The sequence below is a fragment of the Paenibacillus wynnii genome (assembly GCF_000757885.1).
GTDB classification, from domain to species: Bacteria; Bacillota; Bacilli; order Paenibacillales; family Paenibacillaceae; genus Paenibacillus_AQ; species Paenibacillus_AQ wynnii.
In genome coordinates, this window is sequence record NZ_JQCR01000003.1 from 1,322,517 (window position 1) to 1,341,671 (window position 19,155).

The window sequence follows — 19,155 nt, forward strand, 5'->3', positions numbered from 1 at the left end:
AGAGCACAACAAAAAGGCTGATTCGCATCATGTTGCGAAATCAGCCTTTTTGTTGTACAAACCCTATTACACTGTTCGCTGCTGTGACTTTCAACTCTGAACATCCTAGGCTGTTGGAACATATTCTACATCGAAAGGAGTGCTGATGATTATGCCAACTATTCGTATCATCGTCGATTTGTCTCAACGCATGTTATATCTTTTAGAAGATGATATAGTCGTCCGAGGATTTCCTGTCGGAATTGGAACGATACTCAACCGATCTCCCGAAGGTGAATACACAATTATCAACAAACAGCTCAATCCCGGCGGTCCTTTCGGAGCTTTCTGGATGGGGCTATCTAAGCCGCACTACGGCATTCACGGCACTAATAACCCCTCATCTATCGGCAAGAGAGTATCGCAAGGCTGTATTCGTATGTATAATGCGGACGTGCTCGAACTAGCAAGCAAGGTTAATGTAGGAACAAGAGTTACAATAAGGAACTGACGTGATTAGACTCGTAAGGACATTAATTTAAATTTAAGCAACTCTGCCGTTACCATCAATCCGATTCTCCATAAGTTAATAAGGAAAAGGAGGAGGGTTGTATCTATGGATGCATATTACAATTGCTTGCACTGTAAGAACAAAAAGGTGCGTATTTTAACTGTGGATGGTCAGCAACATGTGGGAGTTATCATGGATGTCGACAGAAATAATGTTTATCTCAAACCGGAGCAAGGTGGACGCGTTAAAACCTCGGCCTTTTATCCCTATCCATATGGAAATCCTTATAGTAACCAAATCTTAACGCTGAGCCTGTTCACGTTGTTAGCCATCGCTTTAATTTAGCGCCACCTGTGACTCCCCTTCTATAAAGGGGGAGTTTTTTCTATTTGTATTACGTATCTTTCAAGAAAGAGTACATATTTATTAATAGTGAGCTTTAACCAAAAGGTTACCATTGAATCATAGGTTATAGGGGGTATTGTTATGCTCATCTTTTTAATGTACCTATTTACTTTCATCGGAGCTTCTTTGTTATGTATTGCGGCAATGATAAAGCTTATCTTAATGTTTCCGATAACTGACCACCACAAGTTAATTGCTGCAGTCTCTTCTTTTAGAATGAAATTCCCTAGACAGCTTATCGCTTCCAATAAATCCTGTATCGTTGCGTATAATGAGAATTTAAGAAAAATAGCCATAGGAACCTTTCCTTATAGTTCGCAGAAAAAAGCCATAGCCAACCTTTATTCTTTCGATCAAATTCTAGGCTGTGAAATTATTGAAAACGCTTTAACTATTACCAAGGTTTCTAAAACAAGTCTAATCAACCGGAGAGTTGCAGATCATACAGAGGTTAAACCAGCGACAATTCATACCGAAGAAATAACTGAGCTAACACTTATAATTTACATCCAAGCCTTAACTACACAGATCCTTCACATCTCTCTCCTACCAAAACAGTTCGCCCTCAAACCATCGGACTCCCGTTATCCCCAAATTTATTCCGAAGCTCTTCTTCTGTATCAAACATTAAAATCGATCGTTACATTTTCTGAATTTAATGACGACTCCGAATCTCAAAATAAATTGAAAAGATATATTTACTGATTATTAGAACCATACAGCCTCAAAAAAATAGAAGGCAGGAAAATCCTGACCTTCTATTTCGTATACTAGAAATCTTAAATCACTACATCTTATCCCTAAAACTATAACACGGCTCTTAAATTTCGAATCGCAATTGCATTTAAACGAAGGGCTTCTCTAATCGAAACTCTTGCAGCCAGCAACTCCCGTCTTCCCCGGCTTCCAACAGGGAATCTACGAAGGTTCTCATTAATTTCCTCAAGTCTTTCTAACAACACAGCTCTCTGCACCCGTAAAGCATTTAAAGCTCTTTGAATTCTCGCACGTTTCGCAGCAGTCATATTCTATCACCTCTTTACTTTTGATAGTGTATGAGATGCAGAAAATCACTTAAACGCTTGTGTGGTTCGGTAATATTTGATAAATGTGTGTTATTTCCCCTCTGCATCAATCAAATAATAGAAGCAAATTTGCAACCAACTTAGAGACCCGATGCGGATCTGGTCAACCACTTCAAACCGGATGGTATTGGATATCCGCATATAAACGCCTATCCGACCCGGAGGTAATAAAAGCAAGTCAACTACTTGATGATATGCTGAACACGTACAACAATCTCATACAGCAAAAAACTGATAAATAACAAAGGGACCTGTTGGCTTAATGCCACAGGTCCTTCCTTATGCAGAATACTAACTATAACTTAACTTTGCCACAAATAAAAAAACCCTCAACGCTTAACGCGTCAAGGGTTCTGGATTCTAGTAAAGAGTCATGTACTGATTACGTTCCCACTCGTGCACTTGGGTCCGGTAGATATCCCATTCAATTTCTTTCAACTCATAGAAATGAGCAAGGGCATGTTCGCCGAGAGCATCAGTAATTACTTGACTGCGGATCAATTCGCTTAGAGCTTCCTTCAAATCGGATGGCAAGCTAGGGATGCCTTCTTCAATACGCTCTTCCTCAGACATAATGTAAATGTTACGGTCAATTGGAGCAGGAAGTTCAAGCTGACGCTTGATACCGTCGAGTCCAGCCTTCAACATTACAGCAAGCGCAAGGTAAGGGTTAGCTGCAGGGTCCGGATTACGAACCTCAACACGAGTACTCAAGCCTCTAGATGCCGGGATACGGATCATTGGACTACGGTTACTTGCTGACCAAGCTACATAGCAAGGTGCTTCATAACCAGGTACAAGACGTTTGTAAGAGTTCACCGTCGGATTGGTAATCGCTGCAAAAGCACGTGCATGCTTCAAAATACCAGCCATGTAGTAACGTGCGGTTTTGCTGAGTCCCAGCTTGTCGCTTTCATCGTAGAACATGTTCTCGCTGCCTTTGAACAAGGATTGGTGAGCGTGCATACCGGATCCGTTCATACCAAATAGTGGTTTAGGCATAAAAGTTGCATGCAGGCCGTGTTGACGGGCAACCGTCTTCACAACGAGCTTGAAAGTTTGAATCTGATCAGCTGCTTTGATAGCGTCAGCATACTTGAAGTCGATCTCATGCTGGCCAGAAGCCACTTCATGATGGGATGCTTCAACTTCAAATCCCATTTCCTCAAGTGTCAATACGATTTCGCGACGGCAGTTTTCCCCAAGATCCATCGGCGCCAAATCAAAATATCCACCTTGATCGTTCAATTCAGTTGTAGGATTACCTCTCTCGTCCGTTTTGAACAAGAAAAACTCAGGTTCCGGTCCAACATTCATGGCAGTAAAGCCCATTTCTTCTGCTTCCTTCAAACAACGTTTGAGGATACCGCGCGGGTCTCCAGCAAAAGGTGTGCCATCCGGCATGTACACGTCACAGATCAGACGTGCCACACGGCTATCCGTTACCCATGGGAAAATAACCCATGTGCTCAGATCTGGATACAGATACATATCAGACTCTTCGATACGAACATAACCTTCGATAGAAGATCCATCGAACATCATCTTATTATCCAGTGCCTTTTCGAGTTGACTGTAAGGAATTTCCACATTTTTAATTGTTCCAAGCAGATCGGTAAATTGCAGACGAATAAAACGGACATTCTCTTCCTTGGCAATTCTTATAATATCCTCTTTAGAAAAGCTCACTTTACCCTCTCCCTTACGCTCTTTATATTATTTATTAAAAAACCGGGATAATTCTCCTTGAATTAGCGATACTTGGCCCGGTCTTTTACCTGAGACCAGTTCCTGCTTCAATAAACGGTGAAGCTGGGAATCGGACAACTCTCTGCGCCTTACCTCTGTATCTGGGGTAATCACTGTAGCTTCCTCAGATTCCTTGGTGACAGGGTTCATTACCTGCTTAATGCCGGCAATGTTAACACCTTTCTCTATCAATGCTTTGATCTCTAGCAGACGTTCAACATCATTAAATGAAAATAAACGCTGGTTCCCCGAAGTACGAGCAGGTACGATCAGGCTGTGCTGCTCATAATAACGGATTTGTCTTGCAGATAAATCCGTAAGCTTCATTACGATACCTATAGGAAATAATGCCATATTTCTGCGGATTTCATCACCCATGACTCATCCAACCTTCCAATGATCTTTTTCTCATCTCATTGTACATTTCCTAATTTGGCGTGTCAATGGTGTGTAAGATATTCTTACAATAAATTACGATCTCGCATAGTTTGCAGCGCCATAAGTACCCCGTACTTAACGTGAGAGTAGGTCAATCCACCTTGCATATACCCAATATAAGGCGCACGAATAGGCGCGTCAGCAGATAACTCCAAGCTTCCACCTTGTATAAATGTACCTGCCGCCATTATGACAGGATGCTCATATCCGGGCATATCCCATGGCTCAGGTACAACATGACTATCGACAGCAGCTGCTCGTTGAATCCCCTGAACGAATGCTATGAGATGCTCAGGGCCGTCAAATGCCACAGCCTGAATCAGATCCGTCCGGTAATCATTCCAAGCCGGCCTAGTCCGGAATCCGCATCGCCCGAATACGGATGCGGCAAATATGCTTCCTTTAACAGCTTGTCCTACTGTATGCGGAGCCATAAAAAGTCCTTGGTAAATCCCTCGAGTGGTACCCAACATAGCGCCTACTTCCCCACCAATACCCGGAGCAGTCAAGCGGTACGCAGCCAATTCTACCAGTTCCTTCTTACCGCAGATATAACCGCCAGTCTCCGCAATTCCGCCTCCCGGATTCTTAATCAACGAGCCGGCTACCAGATCAGCGCCGACCTGCGGCGGTTCCAGTTCCTCAGTAAATTCACCATAACAATTGTCTACGAATACGATAACATCTGCTTTTAAAGCCTTCACTTTGTTCGTCATTTCACCAATTTCAGAGACTGTAAAAGACGAGCGCCAGTCGTATCCGCGCGAGCGCTGTATCCCTATCACTTTGGTTTTAGAATGAATAGCGAGGGAGACTTCATCCCAGTCCACCTTGCCATCATCAGTTAAAGCAACCTCACGGTATGATATTCCGAAATCGGCGAGGGAGCCTGTCCCGTCCCCCGGCTTACCCACCACTTTGTGAAGGGTATCATAAGGCCGTCCAGTAATATAGAGCAGCTCATCCCCGGGCCGCAGCACACCAAATAAGGCTGTAGAGATGGTATGCGTGCCTGAAGCAAAATGAGGGCGCACCAAAGCCGCCTCAGCCCCAAAAACATCAGCATACACAAGCTCAAGCACCTCGCGCCCACGGTCATTATAGGCATAACCTGTAGAGCCGGCAAAATGGAAGTCACTGACCTGATGTTTTTGAAAGGCTTCAATAACTTTCCATTGATTCTGGTCCACAATTCGGTTCAGTTGATTTACAGCACTTTCAATTTCAATTTCCGCAGCCTCAGCTGCCTGTATTAGATCTTCTGCAAATACTGCCATGCCTTTAATATCTCTCCTAACATCCACTTCTCATAATAGTGACAGGGAACGGTAGCTCCCTGTCAGTTATGCAGCTTATAAAAACTCTTCCTACCTTCTAAAACTGCGTTTCGTCCTTAATGACACCAACCTCTGGTTGATCCACAAAATCAGTAAGCATATATCCCCATTTCACATAATCCTCTTTATTTAGACGGACATTGTAGAGAACATCGTTCTCATCATAGGTTTGTTCTAATACTTCTCCTACTCTATAGAGCAGTGAAGAAAGATCTCCACGGTCACCCGGAATCCTAAAGATCAACGTATCACCGGCGAGTTCATCCTGTATCACATTCGTAATCCGCTCTAAATCCTCCGGATTATAAGCGCTGACCTTTAAGTGGCGGGTGTCCGATGGCAGCATTTCCTTCTCTTCAGGCTGACAAAGGTCTATTTTATTAAACAATGTAATTTGCGGTTTACCAGCGGCTCCCAAATCCTGAAGGATGGATTGAACAACATCCATCTGTTCCGCACGCATCGGTGACGAGGAGTCTACCACATGCAGCACCAGATTCGCCTCATTAACTTCCTCCAGTGTAGAGCGGAAAGCAGCTACCAGATGATGCGGGAGATTCTGAATAAAACCTACAGTATCCGTAAGAACTACATCTTTACCGCCAGGAAGTGCAAGAACGCGTGAAGTAGGGTCCAGAGTTGCGAACAACTGATTCTCGATATATACATCCGCATCGGTCAATTGCTTCAGGAGAGTCGACTTGCCAGCATTGGTATAACCAACCAAAGCAACTTGAATAGCCCCACTCTTACGGCGACGCTCACGATGCAATTCACGGGTCTTAATAACCTCATCAAGCTGGCGTTTCAGTTCAGTAATCCGGTCACGGATATGACGTCGATCCATTTCAAGCTTACTCTCACCAGGACCTCTCGTACCTATACCGCCGCCAAGTCTCGAAAGGTTCTTCCCCTGTCCCGAAAGCCGGGGCAGCAAATAAGACAACTGGGCCAGCTCCACCTGAATAATACCCTCACGGGTCTTTGCACGGCCTGCAAAGATGTCCAGGATTAGCTGAGTCCGGTCGATGATTTTCAAATCAAGGGTTTCCTCTAGATTCCGTACTTGGGCACCAGACAACTCCTGATCAAATATTGCGGTGGTGGCTCCTAATCCGTCAGCAGCCATTCGCAGCTCCTCAACCTTACCTTTGCCGATAAACCATTTTGAATCCGGAGTTTCTTTGTTTTGGCGCAGTACATCCAGCACCTCTACACCCGCTGTTTCGGCCAATTGAACCAGTTCCTGTAGAGAAAGCTCTGGATCGATCCCCGTTCGCTTAATTTTATCTGTAACCAGACTGACCAGTATTGCTCTATCCTGTATATCTGTAGTTGTATCATGTGTTGTTATTGCCATTTATGACATGCTCCTTATGACGGTAATATTGTTATTCTAGCCGTGATGACTTACAGCCTAAAATCCTCTGTACGTAGCGACATCAGTTCTTGCTTACCAGGACTGCTGTTCTCAAACTGAGTCAGTATACGCACAGCCTGGTTGCGAACAGCCTTCTCAATTGAATTTCGCACATAGCGGGCATTACTGAAAGCATGGATACTCTCCGTTTTCTCCTGCAATAAGTATTGCTTTAGTTTGAGTATAGCCTGAGGCATCAAAATATAATCTCGTTCCTTAGCCATCAATTCGGCAATTTGCAGCAGCTGATCGATCGTGTAATCGGGAAATTCAACCTGGATCGGAAAGCGTGAAGGAAGCCCGGGATTACTCATCAAAAAATAATCAATCTCTCCGGAGTAACCCGCCAGTATGAGTACAAATTGACTGCGATGATCTTCCATAGATTTAACAAGAGTATCTATTGCTTCTTTACCAAAGTCCTTTTCTCCGCCACGCGCAAGACTGTAAGCTTCATCAATAAAAAGAATCCCACCAAGCGCTTTCTTGACAAGATCTCGTGTCTTCTGTGCGGTATGACCAATGTATTCCCCTACAAGATCCGCTCGTTCCACCTCAATCAAATGCCCCTTGGACAGTACTCCCATTCGCTGAAACAGCTTAGCGACAATGCGGGCAACTGTTGTCTTCCCTGTTCCTGGGTTTCCTTTGAAAACCATATGATAAGCCTGCCCTCCACTGGCAAGTCCCGCTTCACTGCGCATTTGAGCAATCTGCAGCAAGGCGTAAATTTCAAAGACCAATTCCTTGATATTATCCAGTCCTACCAGGGCGTCCAGTTCACGGCTAATTTCCTGGAAAAGCCCGCTGTGACTATGCCCCTTCGGCGGTGCAGTCTCATTATCTCCAGATGGACTGCTCACGATTGGAGGCTCTTGATTCCGCAATACAATATTTATTTGTCTTGACGGTCTGCTTTCCTCCCGCCCGCTTGTCGCAGCTATGTGTCCATTCATGAATTCACCTCATCTATACAGGCTGACTACTCTACTCCAGTCTATTCTTATAGATGAGGTGTTATTAGCAGATTCGAGATTTTAACTGCCAAACTGCAAGGTAAACTGCTTACCTTTCCATTTGGTGTAGGCCAGTATCTCCCGGGATTTATGCCAAGCCATGGACATAATTTTTGAATCAGTCAAACCTAGCTCCGTTTTGGCATAGCCAAGTTCAGCTGCAATCTCCTGCGAGCGCCGTCCATGATACGTATGCGTAATGATTACAGCACTGGACCAACCTTCACGAGCCATAATTTCTTTACTGAATAATAAGTTTTCATAAGTACTGGTGGCCTTGTTCTCCACATAAATGCGATCTTCCGGCACTCCCTGCTGAACGAGGTAATTTCGCATTCCTTGAGCTTCAGTATACTTAAGATCCGGTTTATCTAATCCGCCTGTAACGATAAACCGAGGGAATTTACCCTCTTTATAAAGCTTAAGGCCGTAATCCAGCCTTTCCTTCAAACCGGGACTCGGCTCATCCCCCCACATCGACATGCCAAGTACGATACCGACATCACCACCTGTCATGGGAGTTGTAGTCACTGTCCGGTTGATATTCCAAAAAGAGAATGCACACCAGAGAAGTCCAACAATCAGCAAAGCAACGAATGTAATTTTCACCCCACGCATGGATCTAAATCTTCGTTTTCTGGACATTATCCGGATCGGGGAAGATCCGCTACCACCCTGCCATTCCATTTTCATTTCCTCCTGAAATCTCCATTATGGAACAATTCGGCCCGGTGCTTCAAGGAAAGAGAGAAATAAGGAAAGGCATGGGCATCGATACTCCGTAACAAGGTGTTAGCAGTAGCCCAGGCAAGATTGTACTCGCTATCTGTAATGTCGCTATGCTCCAGCGCCTCGTCCAGCTCATCCTCGTCCAACAGAAATACCTCTCCGTTCCAAAGCACCACCACATCGAGGTATAGATCATCAAACCAAGGAACGCCTTGATCTGTGACCCCCTGTACCTTACAGGTATCAATGTACCACTGAATAATATTTTGCTTATCATCGAACATAGCAGTCACAATATAATGACTGTCTTTAGGGAAATACTGCAGCCACGAATACCCTTTGTCTGCAATGCGGTATGTATGCCTGCCATAGCTCTTCCACAACGGTTCTTTAAGCCCGTAGATTGTGTAAAGCGTGATGAAACCATTGAATTCCCTGCTTTCCACATAGCGGCAGGCAAAATGGCGGCGCGTAATCCGGCGCCAGTTGGCCCGGTCTCCGAATTTACGTTTCATATAAATTACCCTCTCCAGTATGGTGACTTCAGCTTACCACATTTAGGGTTTACACTCAAAAAGAAACCCTGATCCTCTAATATCCGATCTAGACGGATCCTTAGAGTGATCAGGGCAGAGGTTTTATTTTTTCTCAGGTTTATCTTTGGAGGATTCCGTAAACCCGACTTCAGGATTTGGACTAGCCGTAGCTTCGGTACCCGTTCCTCCTCCGGTGCCCGGATCTACACTTGGCGAGGCTGTAGGCACGGGAGTCGCTGTAGGAAGAGCAGGAGTTGCTGTCGCCCCCGGAGAGACTCCACCCTCATCTTTTCCATTCCCATTACCGTTTCCATTGCCGTTTCCATTGCCGTTTCCACCTTGGTTTGAACCATTGTTAGCTCCATTTCCTGGTGAATCCGTAGGAAGCACTGGATCTAAAGTAGGAATGGGTTCTTCGGAAGGCGGGGTATCTTGAACAGAAACGTTCACTAGATTAGAAGGCTCACTCTCTATACCTTTATCGGAATAATAAGCTGTTACATAGTACTCATAAATCAAGCCTGGCATCGCACTTATATCAGCCGCACTGGATGACAGTGAGCTTAACAATGGAGTAAAGTCCGCTTCTGATGTTTCTCTACGATATATACGATACTCGACACCCTCAGTAGGCAGTCCCGTCCAGCTCATATTTACCGTCATGGTTGAAGGGTCATATTCAGCTGACAAATCTGTGATCGTCTGGTTGGTAGCTGGATCCTCGGTAGCTTCAGGAAGATCAAGATTCCCTGAGTCCGGGAACGGCTTCACCGGATAATCCTTCAGAGCTTCTTCCATGACTTTACCCCAGAATGCAGCAGCCAGCGGACTGCTGTTCTTAAGCAAATGTTTTTTGTCAGGCTCATCGTAGCCCATCCAAACCGCAGCTGTCCATTCCGGAGTATAACCTACAAACCATACATCCCTATTTGAGCTTATTCCAGTATATCCACTCTGTGTGGTACCTGTCTTACCAGCTACTGGTCGGTTAATCCGTGCTTTTTTACCTGTACCGCTTTCTACTACCTTCTGCATCATTTGCGTCATCTGATAGGCAGTGGTTTCCGACATGACTCGTTCCGATGATGTATCGGCTTTAAAAACAGTCTTGTCTTCGCTATCGGCAATGGATTTAATGGCATAGGCCTCTCTCAATTCTCCGCCATTCGCAAAAGCGCTGTATGCCTGAGCCATCTCTAAGGTATTGGTACCTTTACTCATCCCCCCAAGTGCCAGTGATAAATTCTTATCCTCATCTGCAAGGGAGATGCCCATTTTCTTAGCAAATAGAAATCCCGTTTTCACACCAATTTCGTTCAGCAGCCACACAGAAGGAATATTCTCTGATTTCTGCAGTGCGTCACTCATACTGATGGTCGAGGAATATCCATGAAGGTTATTCGGGCAATATTTGCCAAAACATTGTTTCTCATTACTCAACTGTGAATCAACCATGAACTTTCCAGACTCCAACGCAGGAGCATAAGATACGATGGGCTTGAAGGCCGATCCCGGTGAACGCCGGCTTGCCGATACACGGCTGTAACCTTTTTTCTCATAATTACGTCCGCCCAGTAAAGCCATAATACTGCCGTTCTCTTGGTTCATAATGACCATGGATCCTTGGACCAGTTCATCATCTACACTTTCCTCAAAATTATCCGCATCGGCGAATGCATCCTCCACCGTTTGCTGAGCATGTTTATCCATCGTAGTGTAGATTTTGTATCCACCAATGTTCAAGTCATCCTCAGAGAGTCCGAACTTCTCTTCAGCCTCATCCACAGCATAGTCTATGAATGCTTGATACCGCTGCTTGCTTGCAGGCGGTTTATATGTGTAGTCAACAGCTTTGGCATTAATCATCTCTTGTTCCGTGATGTACCCCTGATCATGCATAAGTGTCAGCACAATTCCACGGCGTTCCTTCGAAAGCTCGGGATTACGAAGTGGATTATAGCGGGAAGGGCCTTTCGGCATTGCAGCCAATGTTGCCATTTGCCAAATTTCAAGATCTTCAAGATTGCTTTTGCCAAAATAACGTTCAGAGGCAGCCTTAATACCATAAATCGTGCCTCCAAAGTTAATTCTATTCAAATACATCGTAATAATTTCGTCTTTGGTGTTATCATTCTCTAAAGCTACGGCAATAGAGACTTCTGTTGCTTTACGGAAAAAAGTTTTATCACGCGTCAAAAATATGTTTTTAGCCAGCTGCTGAGTGATCGTACTACCACCCTCAACCATGCTACGGGCTGCAATGTCCTTAACAGCGGCACGCCCGATGGACCAGAAATCGACACCTTTGTGTTCAAAAAAGCGTTTGTCCTCTGTGGCTACAAAAGCGTTAATAAGCAGTTCCGGGATTTTGTCATGTTCGACCGGATCACTTTTTTCCAGCGATAACTCTCCAATGAGGTTTGCATTCCGATCATAAACTTTAGTAGTAGGGTTAACAGTCAGCTTCCCTGCATTTTCCTTAAGGAGCTTCTCACCGTTTAGCATAATGAACAGATAACCGCCTAAGGCGCAAAAAATAGCCAGCGCTGTGGCAAAAAATAAAGTCCATAATACACGTTTTTTAGTTAGCAGTTTTTTCTTTTTCTTTTTAGGTTTGGGCTGCTCTCTGTCTCTGTTTCGGTTTGGTCTTGTAATATCGTCTCTAGACATGGTGCCTCCTGACTCCCTTGTGGAAAAAATAATTTATAGTCTACCCCTGAATGAAAAGAACAACCTTCTCAGGTTGCTCTCTTTCATTCTATAAAACGCATTATAAACAAAAAGGTTTCACTTCAAGCATGTTTATCTTCCAGGTTAAAAGATTTCTCTCCAAATGGTTAATGCCAATTACTCGTTATTCCCGCTGTCCTGCATCAAAGATACACTGCGTTGCGGAGTAAATGTTGAAATGGCATGCTTGTACACCATTTGCTGGCGTCCGTCACTATCAATAACAATTGTAAAATTATCGAACGCTTTAATAATCCCCCGGATCTGGAAGCCGTTGGTTAAATATACTGTAGCAGGGATATTCTCTTTACGCAGTTGGTTCAAGAACGTATCTTGGATGTTAATGGACTTGTTCATATGCCGTACCCCCAATGGTTCAATTAGATTGTTCAGAAGTATATTCAAGACCTGAGAGAAACTTTCCTGCTATTATATCACGTATTTTTTCAAAATTCCCAGAAAAGTTTTGCTCTTCACCAACATCGATCCACTCAATTTCCTTCATGTGACGAAACCATGACAGCTGTCTTTTGGCGAATCGGCGAGTATCGCGTTTAAGAAGTGTCACAGCCTCCTCATAGGTAGTTTCGCCCTCGAGGTATGCCGCAATTTCCTTGTAGCCCAGTCCCTGCATGGACACAAGCCCCCTGCCGTAGCCGCGTTCAAGCAGAGTTCTCACTTCATCTACAAGTCCATCTTCCAGCATTTGATCAATTCGGTCTTCAATACGTTTATATAGCATTTTCCGGTCCATTGTCAAACCGATGATGCACAGCTCGTACGGAGACTCCTTCTTTTGGGCAGCATGAGAGGATGAAAGTGTCGTATCTGTCTGATGGTGAATCTCTAGAGCACGTATGATTCTACGGCGGTCATTTGGGTGCAGACGGGCCGCACTGATCGGGTCAACAGCTTCTAATCGGGCGTGTAAAGCAAGAGCTCCGTGCTCCTCCGCGTATTCGTCCTGCTCCTTACGAAAGGCCTCATCTGCCACTGCTTCCGAGAAACGGAATCCGTAACATAAGGACTCAATATAAAGTCCGGTACCTCCAACAATAAAGGGGAGCTTCCCTCTTGCTCGGATATCTTCAATGGCTTTGGTTGCCTGATCCTGAAATTCAGCCGCCGAGTAGGAATCCTGCGGATCATGAATATCCATTAAATGATGCGGAATCCCTTGCATCTCCTCGGGAGTGATTTTGGCTGTTCCTATATCCATTTCACGGTACACCTGCATCGAATCACCTGAGATAATCTCAGCATCGTATGCGGCTGCAAGCTCTAAGCTCAGTCTCGTCTTACCAACAGCAGTGGGTCCCAAAAGTACCAGCAGCTTAGGTTTTACTTCAGTTGTCAATTTGTATCACCCCGTACGAAGTTTTGGAATTACTGCGCAGCAGCTCGGAAAAACCCAGCCTTATAAATTCACCGCTTAGACTTTTTTCCTTCAACAGCACTGCTTTACGGGCAATTCTCACGGCTTCAGACACACTCTCAGGGGACAAAGCAGCACCATTAGCAAACTGACGTAAAGGAGAAATAGCCGCTGAATCCGTTAAAGGCTGGCGGAACATCGGATCAAAATAGACAATGTCCACACTGTTGTCCGGCTGTGATCTCAAATAGTCCAAATGATCACTATGTACAAGGTTGATCCGGCGAAAAGCAGCATTCACTTTCTCATTCCCGGTAATATAATGGCTCATCCCTTCCAACAAGAGTCCATAAAGCGGAAGTGAACTCTCGATAGCGGTAACCTCAGAGGCTTCACCGCCATAAACGGCAAACAGAAGAGAATCCGTTCCGAGGCCAGCCGTGCAGTCCAGCACACTATCTCCCGGCTCCATACCGGCTGCATCTAGCATTGGGTCACGTTCGCCTTTTATTACCCGTTTTGCCCGAACAAACCCCATACTCGGGTGAAATTGCATAGGTGGCATTCCAGGCCGCAGAAGCCGCACAGCTTCTTGCAGCACAACCAGCACCTCCTGGTCCTGATAACGTTCTACCAGCTTGGTTAAGGAAAGGGTTCCGCGCGGTTTATATTCAACTTCTAACCGATCCGCAAGTGACTGCGCACGTTCCACAATTTCCGGTATCGGGTTACTACCCGTAGATATAATCATGTTGCCTCCTGACTAGTTGCCGTATACATTTTTGCTTCGTTGATCACATGACCCGCTTGAATAATTTTTCCAGATCATAGGCAGAGAAAGAAATCAGAATCGGACGTCCATGCGGACAAGTATAGGGCTGCCTGCAAGCAGACAATCGGGTTAATAAACTGTCTACTTCCTGTTCTGTGAGCTTGTGATTTGCTTTAATGGATGCTTTACAGGAGCATAGTATAGATGACTTTTCACGAAGCTTGGCCAGATCGATGGTTTTCTCACTAAGCACCCACTCTGCCATTTCTTCGATAATCGCCTTCTCCTCTCCTTGAGGGAACCAATAAGGCAAGGAACGGACAAGAAACGTCTGACCCCCGAAATGCTCCAAGTACACACCGGCCTGCTCAAACCAATGCAAACGTTCTCCAAGTTGGCGGCTTTCAGATGGAGTGAACTCAAGTGTTATCGGCAATAAAAGCTCTTGAGACGCATCTGCCGGCCGTCCAAATTGCTCATAATAAAATTCATAATTAATTCGTTCATGAGCGGCATGCTGATCTATTAAATATAAGCCTTCCTCATTCTGGGCGATAATATAGGTCCCGTGATGCTGTCCGATATAATTCAGTTCTGGGAATACCGGAAGTCCCGTGCCTCCACCGGCAGGAGGTGCCAACAGTTCTTCAATTCCCGCAGCCACTTCGCGCGCATTGTAAGTGGACTGAGGAGCACGATAGCTGTTGTTTTTCCCTGCTTCGCGAATTTGCGAAGCAGCTTGGGATGGTTTATATGGTTCTGATTTGAAGGGTTCTCTTTCACTTTGTTTTTCCTGTTGTGAAAAAGCTGGTGACCCTGTCATGAGTCCTTTATTCAGGTTTGAGTCCGTGTATTTCGCACGTTCAAGCTGCTCTATTGGGCTCTCTTTCAACGCCTCTTTTGAACCCTTCTGAAAAGCGAATTGCTCCTGTATAAAAGATGAGCTTCCCTTAGGGCCGATCGTTTCTCTGCCTGGTCGGGGAATTAGAGTCTGACCTAATAATACCTTTCGGGTCTCCTCTTCAACGAACTTGTACAATTCCACTTCCTTGCTGAATCGGACCTCCAGTTTGGCTGGATGAACGTTAACGTCAACTAGAGAAGGATGCATGTCCAGCTTCATAACAAGCAATGGATAGCGGTTAATTGGCAATAAGGTATGATACGCACGCATCACCGCTGCGTTCAATCCGTTGCTTCGAATATAACGCCCACCTACTATTGTTGTTACTGCATTGCGATTTGAACGTGTCCAATCGGGACGGCTGATATAACCGGAAATCCGGTAGTCGGGATCTTCGGCTGTGATTGGCAACATGGCCTTCGCTGCTGAAGTTCCGTATACTGCGGCAATCACCTGCAGCAAATCCCCTTTACCCAAAGTATGGAGGAGCTGGTTGCCGTTATGCTGGAACCTGAAGGAGATGTCTGGATGTGCCAGCGCCATCCGGTACATGGCATCCGAAATATGCCCCAGCTCCGTCTGAACGCTTTTCATATATTTCAATCTTGCCGGTGTATTGAAGAATAACTCCCGTACCTCAAAGTCGGTTCCTTGCCCGGAAGGAGCATCTTCATTACAAATCAGCTTGCCGCCCTCAATCTTGATCAGCCTGCCCTTTCCATCATCCGCACTAGCTGTCAACAGCGAGACCTTGGATACGGCGGCAATACTGGGTAAAGCCTCCCCGCGGAAGCCCAGGCTTGTAATCAGGAACAGATCGCGTCCATTCGCGATTTTACTTGTGGCATGTCGATAAAAAGCAGTCTCGCAATCATCCGCCTCTATCCCCGAACCATTATCCTTCACACGGATACTCTGTAGACCACCTTCCTCCACAGAGACCTCAATAACAGTACTCTTAGCATCAATCGCGTTCTCCACCAATTCCTTTACGACCGAAGCTGGACGCTCGACCACTTCACCAGCTGCAATCTGGTTGGCAATATGCTCGTCCAATATATGAATTTTAGCCATTTCATTCACCTCGCTGTTTGACAATATTAAATAGAATAAATCGGGCGCTGAATCAAGTGCACTTTTACAATTAAATTCACGATTACAAGCAATTTGAGCAAATCAAAGGTACTTAGGAATTAACCTAGCAATAGCATTAAACTAACAATAGCAATTAACCTTATAAATCTCTTGCCTTCATCTTGAGGTCATTCAGCAAACCCATGGCCTGTAGGGGTGTCATGTTCATGAGATCTGCGTCTTTTACTGCGGCGATGATCTGTTTCATGAATGGATTCTCTTGAACAACAGCGGACTCGTGTGCAGCAGTAGAAGCAGGTGTAATTGCACCGCCTTTGCGGTTTCTGCGCGGCTCCTCTTCTCCAAATATAGAGAGTTGAACCACTCCGAGTCCCTCATCCTCTATAGTGGATGGAAGTGAGGGATGCGAAGCTGCCGCTGCTTCTGCATAAGCCGCTTTTGCTGCGGACTCTATTATCGTACTAACTTCTTCGTTTATCAGACCTGTTGAGGAGCCTGCAGCTTCCTGAACGGATCGACCGTATGGAACGGATGGGAATGTTTCTGACATCACTGACTTTCGCTCTTGTCCTTCAGTATAAACTCGAGGTCCAGCACCCACAGGAGATGCATGCTCGATTTCCTGCAGTAGACCGTAAGCACGATCAATAATCCCTTCAGGCAGCCCAGCCAGACGGGCACAGTAGATACCATAGCTGCTGTCTGCGGCCCCGGGTACAAGTTTACGCAGGAAATTCACCTTGTCGCCGCTCTCTTGTACGGCCATCGAATAATTGCGCAACCCAGTTAAACTTTCTTCCAAATGAGCCAACTCATGGAAATGAGTCGAAACTAGCGCCTTGCAAGCAATCGTATCATGAACGTATTCAATGACTGCCTGAGCAATAGCCATTCCCTCGCTTGTTGAGGTACCGCGCCCCAGCTCATCAATAATGATGAGGCTTCTCGGAGTGGCTTTTTCGGTCATGACTTGTATGTCAGCCATCTCCACCATGAAGGTGCTTTGTCCGCCAATGAGATCATCTGCTGCTCCGATACGGGTGAAAATCCGGTCAATCAGCGGGATCTCCGCACTTGCCGCAGGAACAAAACAACCGATTTGCGCCAAGATGGTAATTAGCGCAACCTGACGCATATAAGTGCTTTTACCAGCCATGTTCGGACCGGTAATCAGTAGAATGTTCCCTTCGCCTTTACTAAGGGTACTTCCATTCGCGATAAAGGCGGAGTCCTTAAGAACGGCCTCAACAACGGGATGGCGTCCGTTTTCAATGGCCAAATCGTAACCGTCCGACAGCTTAGGTTTCACAAATCGATACTCGGCACTTACAGCTGCGAGGCATTGGTAAACATCGATTTCAGCTACCTTTTCGGCTAAATTCTGTAAGCGTGGAATTTGAGCGCTCAAACGATCTCTTAGCTCTGTAAAAAGCGAATATTCCAAGTCCGTCATTTTATCCTGCGCTTCCAGAATTAGAGCTTCCTTCTCCTTCAGCTCAGGGGTAACAAACCGCTCCGCATTCGCCAATGTCTGCTTGCGTTCATACCTGCCTTCCGGTAAAGAGGCGAGATGAGAACGGGTTATTTCTATATAATATCCGAAGATTTTGTTGTAGCCGATTTTGAGGGACTTGATGCCGGTTGCCAGACGTTCCTTCGCCTCAAGCTCGGCAATCCAGCGTTTTCCGTTACTGCTCGCTTCTCTCAGCTCGTCCAATCGTGCATGGTAGCCTGCCCGAATGATCCCGCCATCCCGTATAGAAACTGGAGCTTCTTCAACGATAGCCCGCTCAATATCCTCACGCAGCTCGGCACATTCATCCATGGATGAACCAATCTCTTTCAACGTAGCTGAACCCGAGCCCATACACATCTCTTTCAAGGTTGGAATCTGGGCCAGAGACAGCTTCAGGGCATTCATATCCCGACCATTAGCACTGCCGAAGGCAATACGTCCGGTTAGTCGTTCCAGATCATAAATTTCCTTCAGTGCGAGCCGAAGATCTTCACGAACGATAAATTGGTTATATAAATAGTCGACAGCTTCCAGCCGCCGTTCAATAGGAGAACGTTGCAGCAAAGGCTTATCGATTCTCCGGCGGAGCAGACGTGCTCCCATTGAGGTTTCTGTGCGATCCAGCAGCCAGAGCAGTGAACCTTTTTTGGAACGCTCACGAACGGTTTCAGTAAGCTCTAAATTGCGGCGGGTAAACGGATCGAGAATCATATAGTTCCCCGGCTCATAAGGAGAAATCTGGCTTAATTGTCCCAGTGATCGGCGCTGCGTTTCACCCAAATAGGAGATTAAAAGCGCTAAGCATTGGCCCCGCTCTTTCTCTAGCCGTACCCAAGCCGCTTCTCCAAATTGCCGCCGTGCAGACTCCTCATCCCGTTTCTCCCAAGGTGTATATACAACGGGCTTTGCTCCAAATAGAGCTTCACCGCGAATACTGTCCAATAAAGCTGCATCCCCGATAATCTCTGCAGGCTCATAAATGCCAATCTCATCGCGGAGCCATTCCGCCCCCGAGAGTACTGATGTTACATATAGCTCACCTGTGGTTAAATCGCAGGCTGTCAGCGCCATCATGCCATCAGTTTCAGTAACACATACCAGATAATTATTGGATTTCTCCGAAAGAATCTTGCCGTCCATCACTGTGCCTGGAGTAACCACACGTACGATGTCCCGCCGTACCATTCCTTTGGTCGTCGCGGCATCTTCAAGTTGCTCACAGATGGCTACCTTGTATCCTTTTTCAATCAGTCGCTGAATATATCCCTCGGCAGCATGATGCGGAACTCCGCACATAGGGATCTTGTCCTCAGTTCCGCCTTCGCGGCCGGTCAATGTAATTTCAAGCTCTTTGGAGGCCAATATCGCATCTTCAAAGAACATTTCATAGAAATCTCCCAAACGGAAAAAGAGAAAGGCATCCTTGGCCCCTTCCTTTACTCGTAAATATTGCTGTATCATCGGCGTATATTGTGCCATGGTCAACCTCCATGCCTATTTCATTGCTATCGTCCATTATAGCAGAAAGTAGACGTTCAAGGTTATCCCCGAGCATTGG

18 protein-coding genes are annotated in these 19,155 nt (G+C 45.7%); 4 read left to right on the plus strand and 14 right to left on the minus strand.

Features of this window, described 5'->3' with window-relative positions; genetic code table 11:
- Positions 1–151 precede the first annotated feature (151 nt).
- The 3 genes from PWYN_RS21445 to PWYN_RS21455 all read left to right on the plus strand — a co-directional run bounded on the left by PWYN_RS21445 (position 152) and on the right by PWYN_RS21455 (position 1,600).
- The gene (locus PWYN_RS21445) at positions 152–490 is read left to right on the plus strand and encodes a L,D-transpeptidase (protein WP_036656069.1); all 339 of its coding nucleotides are present in this window, start codon (positions 152–154) and stop codon (positions 488–490) included.
- Between the two features lie 105 nt (positions 491–595).
- Entirely contained in the window at positions 596–835 is a 240-nt protein-coding gene (locus PWYN_RS21450) for a hypothetical protein (RefSeq protein ID WP_036656071.1), read from the plus strand.
- Between the two features lie 141 nt (positions 836–976).
- Complete coding sequence (locus PWYN_RS21455; RefSeq protein WP_036656073.1) at positions 977–1,600, plus strand: hypothetical protein; 624 nt, start codon at positions 977–979, stop codon at positions 1,598–1,600.
- A gap of 101 nt (positions 1,601–1,701) precedes the next feature.
- Here PWYN_RS21455 and PWYN_RS21460 read toward each other — a convergent pair whose 3' ends face one another.
- Complete coding sequence (locus PWYN_RS21460; RefSeq protein ID WP_036656075.1) at positions 1,702–1,920, minus strand: hypothetical protein; 219 nt, start codon at positions 1,918–1,920, stop codon at positions 1,702–1,704.
- Between the two features lie 83 nt (positions 1,921–2,003).
- On the opposite strand from PWYN_RS21460, the gene PWYN_RS30740 reads away from it, so the two are divergent.
- Positions 2,004–2,222, plus strand: a complete 219-nt coding sequence (locus PWYN_RS30740) for a Spo0E family sporulation regulatory protein-aspartic acid phosphatase (RefSeq protein WP_084146859.1) — start codon at positions 2,004–2,006, stop codon at positions 2,220–2,222.
- Between the two features lie 118 nt (positions 2,223–2,340).
- Here PWYN_RS30740 and glnA read toward each other — a convergent pair whose 3' ends face one another.
- From glnA to mutS, 13 genes are all read right to left on the minus strand, one after another.
- Positions 2,341–3,669 (minus strand): type I glutamate--ammonia ligase, encoded by a 1,329-nt coding sequence (gene glnA / locus PWYN_RS21465; RefSeq protein WP_036656077.1) that lies wholly within the window; start codon positions 3,667–3,669, stop codon positions 2,341–2,343.
- A gap of 27 nt (positions 3,670–3,696) precedes the next feature.
- Positions 3,697–4,107, minus strand: a complete 411-nt coding sequence (locus PWYN_RS21470) for a MerR family transcriptional regulator (RefSeq protein WP_036656080.1) — start codon at positions 4,105–4,107, stop codon at positions 3,697–3,699.
- An 83-nt stretch (positions 4,108–4,190) separates the two neighbouring features.
- Positions 4,191–5,444 (minus strand): methionine gamma-lyase family protein, encoded by a 1,254-nt coding sequence (locus PWYN_RS21475; RefSeq protein WP_036656082.1) that lies wholly within the window; start codon positions 5,442–5,444, stop codon positions 4,191–4,193.
- A 97-nt stretch (positions 5,445–5,541) separates the two neighbouring features.
- Complete coding sequence (gene hflX / locus PWYN_RS21480) at positions 5,542–6,864, minus strand: GTPase HflX (protein WP_052088256.1); 1,323 nt, start codon at positions 6,862–6,864, stop codon at positions 5,542–5,544.
- Positions 6,865–6,914: 50 nt separating this feature from the next.
- Positions 6,915–7,880 carry an AAA family ATPase gene (locus tag PWYN_RS21485; protein ID WP_036656085.1) on the minus strand — a complete coding sequence of 322 codons (966 nt, stop codon included), beginning with the start codon at positions 7,878–7,880 and terminating at the stop codon, positions 6,915–6,917.
- Between the two features lie 81 nt (positions 7,881–7,961).
- The gene (locus PWYN_RS21490) at positions 7,962–8,633 is read right to left on the minus strand and encodes a YdcF family protein (RefSeq protein WP_036656088.1); all 672 of its coding nucleotides are present in this window, start codon (positions 8,631–8,633) and stop codon (positions 7,962–7,964) included.
- Positions 8,630–9,184 carry a ribonuclease FAU-1 family protein gene (locus tag PWYN_RS21495; RefSeq protein ID WP_036656091.1) on the minus strand — a complete coding sequence of 185 codons (555 nt, stop codon included), beginning with the start codon at positions 9,182–9,184 and terminating at the stop codon, positions 8,630–8,632. The genes PWYN_RS21490 and PWYN_RS21495 overlap by 4 nt, the downstream gene beginning before the upstream one ends.
- Before the next feature lie 123 nt (positions 9,185–9,307).
- Positions 9,308–11,875 (minus strand): transglycosylase domain-containing protein, encoded by a 2,568-nt coding sequence (locus PWYN_RS21500; protein WP_052088258.1) that lies wholly within the window; start codon positions 11,873–11,875, stop codon positions 9,308–9,310.
- A gap of 177 nt (positions 11,876–12,052) precedes the next feature.
- Complete coding sequence (hfq, locus tag PWYN_RS21505) at positions 12,053–12,292, minus strand: RNA chaperone Hfq (RefSeq protein ID WP_036656093.1); 240 nt, start codon at positions 12,290–12,292, stop codon at positions 12,053–12,055.
- 19 nt (positions 12,293–12,311) lie between these two features.
- The gene (miaA, locus tag PWYN_RS21510; RefSeq protein WP_036656096.1) at positions 12,312–13,292 is read right to left on the minus strand and encodes a tRNA (adenosine(37)-N6)-dimethylallyltransferase MiaA; all 981 of its coding nucleotides are present in this window, start codon (positions 13,290–13,292) and stop codon (positions 12,312–12,314) included.
- Positions 13,282–14,061, minus strand: a complete 780-nt coding sequence (locus PWYN_RS21515) for a class I SAM-dependent methyltransferase (RefSeq protein WP_036656099.1) — start codon at positions 14,059–14,061, stop codon at positions 13,282–13,284. Before PWYN_RS21515 ends, miaA begins: the two co-directional genes overlap by 11 nt.
- A 43-nt stretch (positions 14,062–14,104) precedes the next feature.
- Positions 14,105–16,060, minus strand: coding sequence for a DNA mismatch repair endonuclease MutL (mutL, locus tag PWYN_RS21520; protein ID WP_036656101.1), 1,956 nt, complete (start codon positions 16,058–16,060; stop codon positions 14,105–14,107).
- A 160-nt stretch (positions 16,061–16,220) separates the two neighbouring features.
- The gene (mutS, locus tag PWYN_RS21525) at positions 16,221–19,076 is read right to left on the minus strand and encodes a DNA mismatch repair protein MutS (protein WP_036656107.1); all 2,856 of its coding nucleotides are present in this window, start codon (positions 19,074–19,076) and stop codon (positions 16,221–16,223) included.
- Positions 19,077–19,155 lie beyond the last annotated feature (79 nt).

Excerpts from the sequence above, each read along its gene's own strand:
- hfq (WP_036656093.1), bottom strand. The coding sequence starts at position 12,292 with ATGAACAAGTCCATTAACATCCAAGATACGTTCTTGAACCAACTGCGT.
- PWYN_RS21485 (WP_036656085.1), bottom strand. The coding sequence starts at position 7,880 with ATGAATGGACACATAGCTGCGACAAGCGGGCGGGAGGAAAGCAGACCG.
- PWYN_RS21460 (WP_036656075.1), bottom strand. The coding sequence starts at position 1,920 with ATGACTGCTGCGAAACGTGCGAGAATTCAAAGAGCTTTAAATGCTTTA.
- PWYN_RS21500 (WP_052088258.1), bottom strand. The coding sequence starts at position 11,875 with ATGTCTAGAGACGATATTACAAGACCAAACCGAAACAGAGACAGAGAG.
- PWYN_RS21490 (WP_036656088.1), bottom strand. The coding sequence starts at position 8,633 with ATGAAAATGGAATGGCAGGGTGGTAGCGGATCTTCCCCGATCCGGATA.
- PWYN_RS21450 (WP_036656071.1), top strand. The coding sequence starts at position 596 with ATGGATGCATATTACAATTGCTTGCACTGTAAGAACAAAAAGGTGCGT.
- PWYN_RS21470 (WP_036656080.1), bottom strand. The coding sequence starts at position 4,107 with ATGGGTGATGAAATCCGCAGAAATATGGCATTATTTCCTATAGGTATC.
- mutL (WP_036656101.1), bottom strand. The coding sequence starts at position 16,060 with ATGGCTAAAATTCATATATTGGACGAGCATATTGCCAACCAGATTGCA.
- mutS (WP_036656107.1), bottom strand. The coding sequence starts at position 19,076 with ATGGCACAATATACGCCGATGATACAGCAATATTTACGAGTAAAGGAA.
- PWYN_RS21445 (WP_036656069.1), top strand. The coding sequence starts at position 152 with ATGCCAACTATTCGTATCATCGTCGATTTGTCTCAACGCATGTTATAT.
- PWYN_RS21495 (WP_036656091.1), bottom strand. The coding sequence starts at position 9,184 with ATGAAACGTAAATTCGGAGACCGGGCCAACTGGCGCCGGATTACGCGC.
- PWYN_RS30740 (WP_084146859.1), top strand. The coding sequence starts at position 2,004 with ATGTGTGTTATTTCCCCTCTGCATCAATCAAATAATAGAAGCAAATTT.
- PWYN_RS21455 (WP_036656073.1), top strand. The coding sequence starts at position 977 with ATGCTCATCTTTTTAATGTACCTATTTACTTTCATCGGAGCTTCTTTG.
- PWYN_RS21515 (WP_036656099.1), bottom strand. The coding sequence starts at position 14,061 with ATGATTATATCTACGGGTAGTAACCCGATACCGGAAATTGTGGAACGT.
- PWYN_RS21475 (WP_036656082.1), bottom strand. The coding sequence starts at position 5,444 with ATGGCAGTATTTGCAGAAGATCTAATACAGGCAGCTGAGGCTGCGGAA.
- hflX (WP_052088256.1), bottom strand. The coding sequence starts at position 6,864 with ATGGCAATAACAACACATGATACAACTACAGATATACAGGATAGAGCA.